Origin of the sequence: Pseudescherichia sp. L3, from assembly GCF_024656065.1 — a bacterium.
Classification (GTDB): Bacteria; Pseudomonadota; Gammaproteobacteria; order Enterobacterales; family Enterobacteriaceae; genus Pseudescherichia.
The window spans coordinates 108,796-122,935 of record NZ_JANKYC010000002.1 but is presented as its reverse complement, the minus strand read 5'-3'; the positions used below and the strand labels follow the sequence as shown (position 1 = coordinate 122,935).

Annotated in this window: 12 protein-coding genes; 10 read left to right on the top strand and 2 right to left on the bottom strand. The window is 62.2% G+C overall.

The features are described from left to right. The first annotated feature begins 2 nt into the window (after positions 1-2). From NR795_RS12150 to hycI, 6 genes are read left to right on the top strand one after another with little or no spacing between them, the layout of a single operon-like run. A complete protein-coding gene (locus tag NR795_RS12150) occupies positions 3-926 on the top strand; it encodes a respiratory chain complex I subunit 1 family protein (RefSeq protein WP_144817824.1) in 924 nt (307 codons plus the stop codon). A 17-nt stretch (positions 927-943) separates the two neighbouring features. Further along, a complete protein-coding gene (gene hycE / locus NR795_RS12145) occupies positions 944-2,653 on the top strand; it encodes a formate hydrogenlyase subunit HycE (protein WP_144817825.1) in 1,710 nt (569 codons plus the stop codon). A 9-nt stretch (positions 2,654-2,662) separates the two neighbouring features. Further along, entirely contained in the window at positions 2,663-3,205 is a 543-nt protein-coding gene (locus NR795_RS12140) for a formate hydrogenlyase complex iron-sulfur subunit (protein ID WP_257758360.1), read from the top strand. Beyond that, on the top strand, positions 3,205-3,972 hold the full coding sequence (locus NR795_RS12135) for an NADH-quinone oxidoreductase subunit B family protein (protein WP_144817827.1): 768 nt from the start codon (positions 3,205-3,207) through the stop codon (positions 3,970-3,972). The genes NR795_RS12140 and NR795_RS12135 overlap by 1 nt, the downstream gene beginning before the upstream one ends. Next, positions 3,969-4,379, top strand: a complete 411-nt coding sequence (locus tag NR795_RS12130; RefSeq protein ID WP_144817828.1) for a formate hydrogenlyase maturation HycH family protein — start codon at positions 3,969-3,971, stop codon at positions 4,377-4,379. Before NR795_RS12135 ends, NR795_RS12130 begins: the two co-directional genes overlap by 4 nt. Further along, positions 4,372-4,827: a hydrogenase maturation peptidase HycI gene (gene hycI / locus NR795_RS12125; protein WP_257758359.1), complete on the top strand. Its 456-nt coding sequence runs from the start codon at positions 4,372-4,374 to the stop codon at positions 4,825-4,827. Before NR795_RS12130 ends, hycI begins: the two co-directional genes overlap by 8 nt. A 78-nt stretch (positions 4,828-4,905) precedes the next feature. Here the strand turns inward: hycI and NR795_RS12120 are convergent, their stop codons facing one another. After that, positions 4,906-6,330: a 6-phospho-beta-glucosidase gene (locus tag NR795_RS12120; RefSeq protein ID WP_257758358.1), complete on the bottom strand. Its 1,425-nt coding sequence runs from the start codon at positions 6,328-6,330 to the stop codon at positions 4,906-4,908. An 18-nt stretch (positions 6,331-6,348) separates the two neighbouring features. Beyond that, the gene (ascF, locus tag NR795_RS12115) at positions 6,349-7,797 is read right to left on the bottom strand and encodes a PTS cellobiose/arbutin/salicin transporter subunit IIBC (RefSeq protein ID WP_144817831.1); all 1,449 of its coding nucleotides are present in this window, start codon (positions 7,795-7,797) and stop codon (positions 6,349-6,351) included. Positions 7,798-7,921: 124 nt separating this feature from the next. Between ascF and NR795_RS12110 the strand changes: the two genes are divergently transcribed. From NR795_RS12110 to hypF, 4 genes are all read left to right on the top strand, one after another. Then, positions 7,922-9,034, top strand: coding sequence for a LacI family DNA-binding transcriptional regulator (locus tag NR795_RS12110; protein WP_374544360.1), 1,113 nt, complete (start codon positions 7,922-7,924; stop codon positions 9,032-9,034). A gap of 133 nt (positions 9,035-9,167) precedes the next feature. Then, positions 9,168-9,713 carry an electron transport protein HydN gene (gene hydN / locus NR795_RS12105; RefSeq protein WP_257758357.1) on the top strand — a complete coding sequence of 182 codons (546 nt, stop codon included), beginning with the start codon at positions 9,168-9,170 and terminating at the stop codon, positions 9,711-9,713. Between the two features lie 37 nt (positions 9,714-9,750). Continuing rightward, positions 9,751-11,898 (top strand): formate dehydrogenase subunit alpha, encoded by a 2,148-nt coding sequence (gene fdhF, locus NR795_RS12100; RefSeq protein ID WP_257758356.1) that lies wholly within the window; start codon positions 9,751-9,753, stop codon positions 11,896-11,898. A gap of 4 nt (positions 11,899-11,902) precedes the next feature. Next, the gene (hypF, locus tag NR795_RS12095) at positions 11,903-14,125 is read left to right on the top strand and encodes a carbamoyltransferase HypF (protein WP_257758355.1); all 2,223 of its coding nucleotides are present in this window, start codon (positions 11,903-11,905) and stop codon (positions 14,123-14,125) included. The last annotated feature ends 15 nt before the right edge of the window (positions 14,126-14,140 follow it).

Here is a 14,140-nt window from a genome sequence, read left to right as displayed (position 1 = left end):
ACATGAGCGTTCTCTATCCGTTACTTCAGGCGCTGGTGCTCTTTGCCTTTGCGCCGCTGCTGGCCGGGATAAGCCGCGTGGCTCGCGCCCGCCTGCATAACCGCCGTGGCCCAGGGGTACTGCAAGAGTACCGGGATCTGATCAAGCTGCTGGGCCGGCAAAGCGTCGCGCCGGCGGATGCCAGCTGGGTATTCCGCCTGATGCCTTTTGTGATGATCGGCGTGATGCTGACCATCGCCACCGCGCTGCCGGTGGTGACCGTTGCTTCTCCGCTGCCGGCGCTGGGGGATCTCATCACCCTGATCTACCTCTTCGCCATTGCCCGCTTCTTCTTTGCCATTGCCGGGCTTGATACCGGCAGCCCCTTTACCGGCCTCGGGGCCAGTCGTGAGGCGATGCTCGGCGTATTAGTAGAGCCGATCCTGCTTCTCGGCCTGTGGGTTGTGGCGCTGGTGGCGGGTTCAACCCATATCAGCACCATGACCGCCACGCTCTGGTCCTGGCCCGTTGAGCGTAGCGTTCCGCTTCTGCTGGCGCTCTGCGCCTGCGCCTTCGCCACGTTTATCGAAATGGGCAAGCTGCCGTTCGATCTCGCCGAGGCCGAGCAGGAGCTGCAGGAGGGCCCGCTTACCGAGTACAGCGGCTGCGGCTTTGCCCTGCTGAAGTGGGGCATCAGCCTCAAGCAGCTGGTGGTATTGCAGCTGTTTGTCGGCCTCTTCCTGCCGTGGGGGCAGATGGTGGCCTTTAGCGCAGGCGGCCTGCTGCTGGCGCTGGTGGTGGCCGTCGTCAAGCTGGTGCTGGGTGTGCTGGTGATTGCCCTGTTTGAGAACAGTATGGCGCGGCTGCGCTTCTGCGCGACCTCCCGCGTGACCTGGGCCGGGTTTGGCTTTGCATTTTTAGCCTTCGTCTCCTTGCTGGCGGCGTGATGAAAGAGAGTTTGAACATGTCTGAAGAAAAATTGGGTCAGCACTACCTGGCGGCGCTGCATCAGGCCATTCCCGGCGCGGTGCTGGATGAAGCCTGGCAGACCCGCGATCAGCTGACCATTACCGTGAAGGTGAATGCCCTGCCGGAGGTGGTGGAGTATCTCTACTACCAGCAGGGAGGCTGGCTGTCGGTGCTGTTTGGCAACGACGAGCGCCAGCTCTGCGGCCGCTATGCCGTCTACTACGTGCTGTCGATGGAGCAGGGCACTAAATGCTGGATCACCGTGCGCGTAGAAGTTGACGCCAACACGCTGGAGTTCCCGTCGGTGACGCCGCGCGTGCCTGCCGCTGTCTGGGGCGAGCGTGAGGTGCGCGATATGTACGGCCTGATCCCGGTTGGCCTGCCGGACGAGCGGCGTCTGGTGCTGCCGGATGACTGGCCGGATGAACTCTACCCGCTGCGTAAAGACAGCATGGACTACCGTCAGCGTCCCGCGCCGACCACCGACAGCGAAACCTACGAGTTCATTAACGAGCTGGGCAGCAAAAAGAACAACGTGGTGCCGATTGGCCCGCTGCACGTCACCTCCGATGAACCGGGTCACTTCCGCCTGTTTGTCGATGGGGAGAACATTATCGACGCCGACTACCGTCTCTTCTACGTCCATCGCGGCATGGAGAAGCTGGCGGAGACTCGCATGGGCTACAACGAGGTGACCTTCCTGTCGGATCGCGTCTGCGGCATCTGCGGCTTCGCCCACAGCACCGCGTATACCACCTCAGTAGAGAACGCGATGGGCATCGTGGTGCCGGAACGCGCCCAGATGATCCGCGCCATTCTGCTGGAGGTGGAGCGTCTGCACAGCCACCTGCTGAACCTTGGCCTGGCCTGCCACTTCGTCGGCTTCGACTCCGGCTTTATGCAGTTCTTCCGCGTGCGTGAGACCTCTATGAAGATGGCGGAGATCCTCACCGGGGCACGTAAAACCTACGGTCTGAACCTGATCGGCGGCATTCGTCGCGACATGCTGAAAGAGGACATGATCCAGACCCGTCAGCTTGCCCGCCAGATGCGCCGCGACGTGCAGGAGCTGGTGGATGTCCTGATGAGCACGCCGAATATTGAGCAGCGCACGGTAGGGATTGGCCGTCTCGATCCGCAGATCGCCCGCGACTTCAGCAACGTCGGCCCGATGGTGCGCGCCAGCGGCCACGCCCGGGATACCCGCGCCGATCACCCCTTTGTCGGCTACGGCCTGCTGCCGGTAGAGGTGCACAGCGAGCAGGGCTGCGACGTTATTTCCCGCCTCAAGGTGCGCATTAACGAGGTGCTCACTGCCCTGAATATGATCGAGTTCGGGCTGGATAACCTGCCCGGCGGCCCGCTGATGGTAGAGGGCTTCACCTATATTCCCAACCGCTTTGCTCTTGGCTTTGCCGAAGCGCCGCGCGGGGATGATATCCACTGGAGCATGACCGGGGATAACCAGAAGCTCTACCGCTGGCGCTGCCGGGCGGCGACCTACGCCAACTGGCCGACCCTGCGCTATATGCTGCGCGGCAATACCGTCTCCGACGCGCCGCTGATCATTGGTAGCCTCGACCCCTGCTACTCCTGCACTGACCGCATGACGGTGGTGGACGTGCGCAAGAAGAAGAGCAAGGTCGTGCCGTACAAAGAGCTTGAGCGCTACGGCATTGAGCGTAAAAACTCGCCGCTGAAATAAGGAGTCGTCATGTTTACCTTTATCAAAAAAGTGATCAAGACCGGCACGCCCACCGCGTCCTATCCGCTTGCGCCTATCGAGGTGGATAAGCACTTTCGCGGCAAGCCGCAGCACGATCCCCGCCAGTGCATTGGCTGTGCGGCCTGCGTCAACGCCTGCCCCTCTAATGCGCTGTCGGTAGAGACCCTGCTGGCAAACAGCAAGCAGGCCTGGCAGTTTAACCTTGGGCGCTGCATCTTCTGCGGGCGCTGCGAGGAGGTCTGCCCCACGGCGGCGATTACGCTCTCTCAGGAGTATGAGCTGGCGGTGTGGAAGAAAGAGGATTTTTTACAGCAGTCGCACTTTGACCTGTGCCACTGCCGCGTTTGCGAGCGGCCTTTTGCGGTGCAGAAAGAGATCGACTACGCCATTGCGCTGCTGGCACATAACGGTGACAGCCGGGCGGAACATCATCGCGAAGGCTTTGAAACCTGTCCGGCGTGCAAGCGGCAGAAGTGCCTGGTGTCGTCCGATCGCATTGAACTTACCCGCCATATGCAGGAGGCCAGCTGATGAGCAATTTACTGGGACCGCGCGACGCCAACGGCATTCCCGTGCCGATGACGGTGGAGGAGTCCATCGCCAGCATGAAAGCCTCGCTGCTGAAAAAGATCAAGCGCTCGGCCTACGTCTACCGCGTCGACTGCGGAGGCTGCAACGGCTGCGAAATCGAGATCTTCGCCACGCTTTCGCCGCTGTTTGACGCCGAACGCTTCGGTATCAAGGTTGTGCCGTCTCCGCGTCACGCTGACATCCTGCTGTTTACCGGGGCGGTAACCCGGGCGATGCGCTCTCCGGCGCTGCGGGCCTGGCAGTCGGCTCCCGATCCAAAAATCTGCATCTCCTACGGGGCGTGCGGCAACAGCGGCGGCATCTTCCACGATCTCTACTGCGTCTGGGGCGGCACCGACAAAATCGTTCCGGTGGATGTTTACATCCCCGGCTGCCCGCCGACGCCCGCCGCGACGCTGTACGGCTTTGCCATGGCGCTGGGGCTGCTGGAGCAGAAAATTCATGCCCGCCTGCCGGGGGAAGAGGATAACCAGCCGGCGACGCTGCTGCATGAGAATATTGTTCAGCCCCTGCGGGTGCGCGTCGATCGCGAGGCGCGGCGGCTGGCGGGCTACCGCTACGGACGCGAGATCGCTGACGACTACCTGCGCCTGCGGGCGCTGGGTGAGGGCCAGGTTGCGCGCTGGCTGGCGGCAGAGGACGATCCGCGTCTGAACGAGATCGTGGCGCACCTTAACGCTGTCGTCGACGAGGCGCGTATCTCATGAGTGAATCCGTGGTCTTCAGCCAGCTGAGCCGAAAGTTTATCGATGAGAACGACGCCACGCCCGCCGAGGCGCAGCAGGTGGTTTACTACAGCCTTGCCATTGGTCACCACCTGGGGGTGATTGACTGTCTGGAGGCGGCGCTAACCTGCCCGTGGGACGACTACCTGGCGTGGATCGCCACCCTGGAGGAGGGGAGCAACGCCCGGCGTAAGATGGCGGGGGTGCCGAAGTATGGCGAGATCGTCGTCGACCACTCGCATATCGCGATGCTGGCCGCGGCCTTTGACCGGGCGCTGGCGGTTCAGACCCCGCAGCAGCAGACGTGGAGCCGCGTGCTGCTCAGCCTGCTGCATGATATTCATCAGGAAAGCGCCATCTATCTGATGGTGAGGAGAGTCCGTGACTGACGTTTTACTCTGTGTGGGCAATAGCATGATGGGCGACGATGGCGCTGGCCCGCTGCTGGCGGAGATGTGCGCCGCCCGGCAGCCGGGCACGTGGCAGGTGATTGACGGCGGCAGCGCGCCGGAGAATGACGTGGTAGCGATCCGCGAGCTGCGCCCGGATCGGCTGCTGATCGTCGACGCCACCGATATGGGGTTAAACCCCGGCGAGATCCGCATTATCGATCCCGACGACATTGCCGATCTGTTTATGATGACTACCCACAACATGCCGCTGAACTACCTGGTCGATCAGCTCAAAGAGGATGTGGGTGAGGTGATCTTTCTCGGCATCCAGCCGGATATCGTTGGCTTTTATTACCCGATGACCCCGCCGGTAAAAGCGGCGGTGGAGGAGGTTTATTCACGGCTTGCGGAGTGGGCTGGGGAGGGCGGTTTTCCTCAACTCTGAGCTGTGCCCGGTGGCGCTGCGCTTACCGGGCCTACAGGATCGTAGGCCGGTGCAAGCGCAGCGCCGCCCGGCGAAAACCTAGTCCAGATCAGCCCCGTTACTGGCGATCACCTTCTTATACCACCAGAACGACTTCTTGCGGACGCGGTCCAGCGTGCCGTTGCCGTGGTCGTCGCGGTCGACGTAGACAAAGCCGTAGCGCTTGCTCATCTCTCCCGTTGAGGCCGCCACCAGATCGATGCAGCCCCAGGAGGTGTAGCCAAGCAGGGGAATGCCGTCCGCCACCGCCTCGCCCATGGCACGAATATGCTCCCGCAGGTAGCTGATACGGTAGTCGTCGTTAATCTCACCGGTAGCGTCGAACTCGTCCCGCGCCCCCAGCCCGTTTTCCACCAGGAACAGCGGCTTCTGGTAGCGGTCATACATCATGTTCATGGTGATGCGCAGGCCGAGAGGATCGATGCCCCAGCCCCACTCGCTGGCCTCGATCCAGGGGTTTTTTAGCGATTTAACCACGTTGGCTGCGCTGGTGTTGCCCGCGTTCATCTCCGCCGAGGCGCAGCGGGAGGCGTAGTAGCTGAACGACACAAAATCGACGGTGTGCTTGAGGATCTCATCGTCGCCGGGCAGGATCTCAATGGCAATCCCCTTCTCGCGGAACATGCGCCCCGTCCATGCCGGATAGGCCCCGCGCGCCTGGACATCAATAAAGAACAGGTTTTCCCGATCCTTCTCCAGCGCCGCCCAGACGTCCTCTGGCTTGCAGGAGTAGGGATAGAAGTTGCCGCCCGCCAGCATACAGCCGACCTGGTTGTTTGGGTTCACCTCGTGAGCAATTTGGGTGGCCAGCGCGCTGGCGATCAGCTCGTGATGCGCCGCCTGGTACTTGACCCACTCCGGGTTCTCACCCTCCTCAAACACCAGCCCCGCGCCCGAGTAGGGGCTGTGCAGCATGATGTTAATTTCATTGAAGGTCAGCCAGTACTTCACCAGCCCGTCGAACGCCTCGAAGCAGGTCCGGGCGTAGCGGGTGAAGAACTCCACCATCTTACGGTTACGCCACGAGCCATACTCGCGCACCAGGTGCAGCGGCACGTCGAAGTGGCACAGGGTCACCAGCGGCTCGATATTGTACTTTCGACACTCCTCAAACACCGCCTTGTAGAAGGCGATTCCCTCGGGATTGGGCGTCAGCTCGTCGCCGTTGGGGTAGAGGCGCGCCCAGGCGATGGAGGTGCGAAACACGGTGAAGCCCATCTCCGCCATCAGGGCAATATCTTCCTTATAGCGATGATAGAAATCGATCGCCTCATGGCTGGGGTAGAACTCATCGTCGCGCAGGGTAAAGCGCTTCTCCAGGCCGAGCTTAACCGGCAGACGGTTTGCCCCATGCGGAATAGTATCAACGGTGGTCAGCCCCTTGCCGCCTTCGCGATACGCCCCCTCCGACTGGTTGGCGGCCAGTGCGCCGCCCCATAAAAATCCCTCTGGAAATACAGACATAATTGACCTCTTGTTAAATCAGGCTCTGGCCGCTGCCGCGGGCTTTGCCGCCTGCAACGCACGCGCTTTGGCTGCCTCATCCTCGACGGGCAGATCTTCGAAGCCCAGCAGCAGGGTGAGCACAAACGACAGCACCACCGCCAGCGCCATCACGGCAAAGACCCAGACAATGCTCATTGGATTAGCCGGATCGAAAAATTGTACGCTGGTAAAGAGTCCCGGCGCGGCCATCGAGTGGCTGGCAAGCCCGGCGATCCCGGCTACTGCGCCGCAGATAAAGCCGCTGATCAGGCTGGCAACCAGAGGGCGCTTCAGGCGCACCGCCACTCCGTAGAGCGCGGGCTCAGAGATACCCGCCAGAATGGCCGAGGCCGCCGCCGCCAGCGCCGTCTGGCGCAGCTCCGGGTTTTTGGTTTTCCATGCCACCGCCAGCGACGAGCCGCCTAGCGACAGGTTTGCACCAATCTCCGACGGCATCACCATGCCCTCTTTGCCGGTCTCGGCGATGGTCTGGATGATGGTTGGGGTAAAGACGCGGTGCATGCCGGTCATCACCAGCAGCGGCCACAGCGCGCCCATGATCGCTACCGACAGCCAGCCCAGGTAGCTATGAATGGTGTAGACCAGCGCGGAGATGGCGCTGCCGATCCAGATCCCGATCGGCCCGATCAGCAGGATGGCGAGCGGGGCGGCGATCAGTACGATCAGCATCGGCTTAAGGAAGTTTTTCGTCACCGCCGGGGTGATGCGATCTACCCAGCGTTCGATATAGGAGAGGCACCAGGTCATCACCAGCGCCGGGATCACCGTGTAGGTGTACTTCACCGCCGTCACCGGAACCAGGGCGAACTCTACCTGCTGGCCCTGGGCCGCCTTTGCCATCAGCTCGATAAAGCTCGGATGCACCAGCACCCCGGCGATGGCAATCGCCAGCGACATGTTGGTTTTAAACTTCACCGCCGCCGAGGCCGCTACCATCAACGGCAGGAAGAAGAAGGCCCCGTCGCCGATGACGGTGAGGATTGTCAGGGTAGAGGCGCCTTTCTCCAGTACGCCGGTCATCTCCAGGATCATCGCCAGCAGCTTGACCATTGATCCGCCGATGATCGCCGGGATCAGCGGCGACATTGTGCCGATCAGCGCATCGAGAATGCCTGCGCCAATGCGCCGCAGGGTCAGCTTCTGCGGCCCGGTGTCGGCTACCGGCTGCATATCGGCTGGCAGCAGGCGCACCACTTCGGCATAGGCCTGCGACACCGTATTGCCGATGATCACCTGACACTGGCTGTCGCTGCGCACCACGCCCATCACGCCAGGGGTGCTTTTCAGCGTGGCGCTATCGATCTGCGTCTCATCTTTCACCACAAAACGCAGGCGCGTCATGCAGTGGGTGACGGCGGCGATATTGTCCGCCCCGCCCAGCGCGGTGACCACGGTCGTCGCCAGCGCGGCATAGTTTTTGGCCATCGGATTTTTATCCTGTTTTAGTATGGGGTTACGGCTGCACCGCGAGCAGTGAGACGTGATGTAGGAAACCGGTTCCACAAAATCATGCTGAGTTTCATTTTTATATTCAATGATGAATGTTTAGATCCGTGAGGACGATCACCATGATCGCCGCTGGGCAAAGCGCTGCAAATCCGCGTCGGGTGCAGTAAACTGCGGATATACAAATGAAAGGAAAGCAAATATGACCACGATGCTGGAGGTAGCGAAGCGGGCAGGGGTGTCGAAGGCGACGGTATCCCGCGTGCTGTCAGGCAACGGCTACGTCAGCCAGGAGACCAGGGAGCGCGTGTTTCAGGCCATTGAGGAGAGCGGCTACCGGCCTAACCTGCTGGCGCGTAACCTGGCGGCGAAAACCACCCAAACCCTCGGGCTGGTAGTGACCAACACCCTCTATCACGGGGTCTACTTTAGCGAACTTCTGTTCCACGCGGCGCGGATGACGGAAGATCGCGGCCGCCAGCTGATCCTTGCCGACGGCAAACACAGCGCTGACGAAGAGCGGCAGGCGATCCAGTATCTGCTCGATCTGCGCTGCGATGCGATCGTGATCTACCCGCGTTTTCTCAGCGTTGATGAGATCGACACGATCATCGACGGCCACACCCAGCCCATTATGGTGCTCAACCGACGGCTGCGTAAAAACAGCAGCCACTGCGTTTACTGCGACCAGAAAGGCACCAGCCTGGCGGCGGTGGAGACGCTGCTGGCCCAGGGGCATCGGGATATCGCTTTTATTACCGGCTCCCTCGACTCGCCCACCGGCAAAGAGCGTCTCTCTGGCTATAGAGAGGCGCTGGAGCGACACGGCGTAGCGGTGCGTAACGAGCTGATAGTAGAGGGGAAGTGGACACCCGCCAGCGGCTCGGCAGGGGTGGTGACGCTGCTGGAGCGCGGGGTGTGCTTCAGCGCGCTGGTGGCCAGCAATGATGACATGGCCATTGGGGCCATTAGCCAGCTGCACGGCAGCGGCATTGCCGTCCCGGAGCAGGTCTCGGTGATTGGCTTCGATGACATTGCTCTCGCCCCTTATACCGTCCCGCCGTTGGCCAGCGTCAAAATCCCGGTGACGGAGATGATCAAAGAGACCATCAACCGCCTTATTTTTATGCTCGACGGAGGCGCGTTTACTCCCCAGCCAGCCTTTACCGGAGAGCTGATCCTGCGCGGCTCCGTTAGCCGCGGCCCGCACGTCTGACGTCGACAGCTGTCATCGTCACAAGTGTCGATGACACTATTTCCTTATTTTAATATCCATATAAATCAATGAAGTAAACTCTGGCACGATTCGTGAATACTCCGGCACACTACCGTTAATGCTGGAGAATTTGATGAACCGTTTCATCATGGCCGACGCCAGTAAATGTATTGGCTGCCGTACCTGTGAAGTTGCCTGCGTGGTTTCCCATCAGGCGCAACAGGATTGTGCCTCTTTAACCCCCGACACTTTTCTGCCGCGTATTCACGTTATTAAAGGCGTGAACGTCTCTACCGCTACCCTTTGCCGTCAGTGCGAGGACGCCCCGTGCGCCAACGTCTGCCCCAACGGCGCCATCAGCCGGGATAAAGGCTTTGTTAACGTGATGCAGGAGCGCTGCATCGGGTGCAAAACCTGCGTCGTCGCCTGCCCCTATGGCGCAATGGAGGTCGTTGTGCGCCCGGTGATCCGCAACAGCGGCGCGGGTTTGAACGTGCGGGCGGAGAAAGCCGAAGCCAACAAGTGCGACCTCTGCCACACCCGCGAGGCGGGCCCCGCCTGCATGGAGGTCTGCCCCACCGAGGCGCTGGTTTGCGTTGACAGGGCACGTCTGGAGCAGCTCAGCGCCGAGAAACGCCGCCGTGCGGCACTCGACACCGCCGCCTCATTTCTCTTTTAACTGAACAGCATTTCAACTTTTAACAGGTCTGTTACTGATGAAAAAAATTACGAGCGTTTGTCCCTACTGCGGCGCAGGCTGCAAACTGAAGCTGGTAGTGGATAACAACAAAATTATTCGTGCCGAAGCGGCGGAAGGGGTCACTAACCAGAATCAGCTCTGCCTGAAAGGCTACTACGGCTGGGATTTCCTTAACGATACGAAACTCCTGACGCCGCGCCTGACCCAGCCGATGATCCGCTACCAGAAAGGCGGCAAGCTAACGCCCGTAAGCTGGGATGAAGCCATTCGCTACACCGCAAAACGGCTGGGGGAGATTAAGGCCCAGTATGGCGGCCGGGCAATCATGACCACTGGCTCCTCACGCGGGACCGGTAACGAAACCAACTACGTGATGCAGAAATTTGCCCGTGGCGTGCTGCACACCAACAACGTCGACTGCTGCGCCAGGGTCTGCCACGGCCCGTCGGTAGCGGGCCTGCAGGAGGCGCTCGGCAACGGCGCGATGAGCAACTCCATCGGCGATATTGAGCACTCCCGCTGCCTGCTGGTGTTCGGCTACAACTGCGCCGACTCGCATCCGATCGTTGCCCGCCGGGTGATCAAGGCCAAACAGAACGGGGCGAAGATCATCGTCTGCGATCCGCGACGGATCGAGACCGCGCGCATTGCCGATCAGCATCTGCAGATCAACAACGGCTGCAATATGGCGCTGGTCAACGCCTTTGGCTACGTGCTGCTGGAGGAGGAGCTGTACGACAGGGAGTACGTAGCCAGCTTTACCAGCGGCCTCGATGCCTATCGCGAGGTGGTTAAGGATTATGCTCCCGAAGCGGTTGAGCATCTGACCGGCGTCAGCGCCCAGCAGATCCGCCAGGCGATGCGCACCTACGCCGCAGCCCCGTCGGCCACCATTATGTGGGGGATGGGCGTAACCCAGTTCGGCCAGGCGGTGGACGTGGTGAAAGGTCTGGCAAGCCTGGCGCTGCTCACCGGCAACCTTGGCCGGGAGCACGTCGGCGTTGGGCCGGTACGCGGGCAGAACAACGTCCAGGGGGCGTGCGATATGGGGGTGATCCCCAACCAGTTCCCTGGCTACCAGGACGTGGTGGATCCGGCCGTGCGGGAGAAATTCGCCAAAGCCTGGGGGATTAACGCTGCGGATATGGATGACCAGGTCGGGGTACGCATTACCGAAGTCCCACACCTGGCGCTGGAGGGCAAGGTCAAAGCCTACTACATCATGGGTGAGGATCCGCTCCAGACCGAAGCCGACCTGGGCCTGGTCCGCAAGGGCTTCGAGGCCCTCGACTTCGTGGTGGTGCAGGATATCTTTATGACCAAAACCGCCGAGCAGGCGGATGTCCTGCTGCCCGCAACCTCATGGGGCGAACACGGGGGCGTCTTCACCTGCGCCGATCGCGGCTTCCAGCGTTTCGAGAAAGCGGTGGAGGCGCAGTACAACGTCAAGCGCGACTGGGAGATTATCAGCCTGATCGCCACCGAGATGGGCTACCCGATGCGCTACGACAGCAACCAGCAGATCTGGGACGAGCTGCGTGAGCTGTGCCCGCTCTTCTACGGCGTCACCTACGAGAAGATGGGCGATATGGGACACGTGCAGTGGCCCTGTCCGACGCTGGATCATCCGGGAACGCCCTATCTTTACCAGGGCAACAAGTTCGATACCCCGGATGGCAAAGGGCACCTGTTTGCCGCGCAGTGGCGTGCGCCCGCCGAAGTGCCTGATGCCGACTTCCCGCTGGTGCTTTGCACCGTGCGTGAGGTGGGGCACTACTCCTGCCGCTCAATGACCGGTAACTGCGCGGCGCTGCAAACCCTCGCCGACGAGCCGGGCTTTGTGCAGATCAACCCGGAGGATGCGCAGGCGCTTGGCATTCGTGACCGGCAGCTGGTGTGGGTTGAGTCCCGGCGCGGGAAAGTGATCAGCCGTGCCGACGTTAACGAGCGCATTAATCGCGGCAGCGTCTACATGACCTATCAGTGGTGGATCGGGGCCTGCAACGAGCTGACCCAGGACAACCTTGACCCGGTTTCCAAAACGCCGGAAACCAAGTACTGCGCGGTGAAGGTCAGCGCCATTGCCGATCAGCCCTGGGCGGAAAACTATACCCAGACCACCTATCAGGCGATGAAAACCCGCCTGCGCGACGCGGCAGTGTAAAGGCATGAGCGATAGCGGCGTCCTTATCCGCGTGCGGGGCAGAGTTCAGGGGGTGGGCTTCCGCCCCTTTGTCTGGCAGCTGGCGCAGCGGCTCCAGCGTACCGGCGACGTCTGCAACGACGGGCAGGGCGTGGTGGTGCGGCTCTGGGGAGAGGAGGCCGGGTTTATGGCGCAAATGCGGCAGGCCTGTCCGCCGCTGGCGCGCATCGACCAGACTGAGGTCGTGCCGTTTCACTGGCCGCAGCCTCCTGTGGCGTTCACTATTCTGCCCAGCGCGGCAGGCGGCATGGATACCCAGATCGTGCCGGATGCGGCAACCTGTCCGGCCTGCCTGGCAGAGATGAACGATCCCACCGATCGCCGCTATCGCTACCCCTTCGTCAACTGCACCCACTGCGGGCCGCGCTTCACCATTATCCGCGCTATGCCCTATGACCGCCCGCAGACCGCAATGGCGGCGTTTCCGCTCTGTGCGGCCTGCGAGGCGGAGTATCGCAACCCGGCGGATCGCCGCTTTCACGCCCAGCCGGTAGCCTGCCCGGAGTGTGGCCCGCAGCTGGCATGGCATGCAGCGGGCGAGACGCTGGCAGGAGAGGCGGCGTTGGCGGCGGCAGTGGCGGCACTGGATGCTGGCGGCATCGTGGCGGTGAAGGGCCTCGGCGGCTTTCATCTCGCCTGCGACGCGCTTAACCCGCAGGCGGTAGCGCGTCTGCGTCTGCGTAAGCGGCGTCCGGGCAAGCCATTGGCGGTGATGATTGCTGATGCAGAGAGGTTGCCAGAGCAGGTTCGCGCGGCGCTGGAGACCCCGGCCGCGCCGGTGGTGCTGGTGGATAAAACCCTGCTGCCTGCGCTGGACGCGGGCATCGCCCCAAGGCTTAACGAGGTGGGCGTGATGCTGCCCGCCAATCCTCTCCAGCATCTGCTGATGCAGCACCTTAACCGCCCGCTGGTGATGACCTCCGGCAACCTCAGCGGTCAACCGCCCGCGTTGACCAACCACGAGGCGCTGCGGGATCTCGCCGCCATCGCCGACGGTTTTCTGCTGCATAACCGCGATATCGTCCAGCGGATGGACGACTCGGTGATGCGGGCCGACGGGGAGATGCTCCGCCGCTCGCGTGGGTTTGTGCCAGACGCCTTGCCGCTGCCGCCGGGCTTTAGCGAGGTGCCGCCGCTGCTCTGCATGGGCGCGGATATGAAGAATACCTTCTGCCTAGTGCGCGGCGGGCAGGCGGTGATGAGCCAGCACTTCGGCGATCTCGGCGACGAGGGCGTCGAGGCGCAGTGGCGACAGGCGCTGGATCTGATGCAGTCCATCTATCACTTCTCTCCTCGTCAGATTGTTTGCGATGCCCATCCGGGGTATCGCTCCAGCCAGTGGGCAGAGGCGAGCGGGCTGCCGATCACGCGGGTGCTGCATCACCACGCCCATGCGGCGGCCTGCCTGGCCGAACACGGCTGGCCGCTGTCGGGTGGGGACGCTATCGCCCTGACTCTGGACGGGATCGGCATGGGCGCTGACGGTGCGCTGTGGGGCGGAGAGTGCCTGCGGGTGAACTACCGCGAGTGCGAATGGCTGGGCGGTCTGCCCGCCGTGGCGCTCCCCGGCGGCGATCTGGCCGCGCGGCAGCCCTGGCGAAACCTGCTGGCGCACTGCTTGGCGTTTGTTCCTGATTGGCAGAGCTATGCTGAAACCCAGCCGGTGCAGGCGCAAAGCTGGCCGCCGCTGGCGCGGGCGATTACGCGCGGTATTAATGCGCCGCAGGCCTCCTCCTGCGGGCGTCTGTTTGATGCGGTGGCCTGTGCGCTGGGGTGCGCCCCAGAGACCCTGAGCTATGAGGGGGAAGCGGCCTGTCGACTGGAGGCGCTGGCCGCACGCTGCCCTGGCGTGGCACATCCGCTTACTCTGCCGCTGCACGAGGGCAGGCTCGATCTGGCGCGCTTCTGGCCGCAACTCCTTGACTGGCAGGCGGAACCGCAGGCGCGGGCGTGGGCTTTTCACGACGCGCTGGCGCACGGCCTGGCAGAGCTGATGCGCCACCATGCCGACGCCCACGGGATCCGCACGCTCTGCTTTAGCGGCGGAGCGATCCATAACCGACTTCTGCGCGCCCGCCTGAACGTCTATCTGCACGATTTTACGCTGCTGTTTCCCCGCAGGCTCCCTGCGGGTGACGGGGCAATTGCCTTTGGGCAGGCGGCCATCGCCGCCGCCAGACTCTTATAAATAAGGAACCTGATA

What these genes read in the sequence shown, in the direction of transcription:
- fdhF (WP_257758356.1), top strand. Translation starts at nt 9,751, where the DNA reads ATGAAAAAAATTACGAGCGTTTGTCCCTACTGCGGCGCAGGCTGCAAA.
- NR795_RS12120 (WP_257758358.1), bottom strand. Translation starts at nt 6,330, where the DNA reads ATGTCTGTATTTCCAGAGGGATTTTTATGGGGCGGCGCACTGGCCGCC.
- NR795_RS12135 (WP_144817827.1), top strand. Translation starts at nt 3,205, where the DNA reads ATGAGCAATTTACTGGGACCGCGCGACGCCAACGGCATTCCCGTGCCG.
- NR795_RS12140 (WP_257758360.1), top strand. Translation starts at nt 2,663, where the DNA reads ATGTTTACCTTTATCAAAAAAGTGATCAAGACCGGCACGCCCACCGCG.
- hypF (WP_257758355.1), top strand. Translation starts at nt 11,903, where the DNA reads ATGAGCGATAGCGGCGTCCTTATCCGCGTGCGGGGCAGAGTTCAGGGG.
- NR795_RS12130 (WP_144817828.1), top strand. Translation starts at nt 3,969, where the DNA reads ATGAGTGAATCCGTGGTCTTCAGCCAGCTGAGCCGAAAGTTTATCGAT.
- hydN (WP_257758357.1), top strand. Translation starts at nt 9,168, where the DNA reads ATGAACCGTTTCATCATGGCCGACGCCAGTAAATGTATTGGCTGCCGT.
- hycE (WP_144817825.1), top strand. Translation starts at nt 944, where the DNA reads ATGTCTGAAGAAAAATTGGGTCAGCACTACCTGGCGGCGCTGCATCAG.
- NR795_RS12150 (WP_144817824.1), top strand. Translation starts at nt 3, where the DNA reads ATGAGCGTTCTCTATCCGTTACTTCAGGCGCTGGTGCTCTTTGCCTTT.
- ascF (WP_144817831.1), bottom strand. Translation starts at nt 7,797, where the DNA reads ATGGCCAAAAACTATGCCGCGCTGGCGACGACCGTGGTCACCGCGCTG.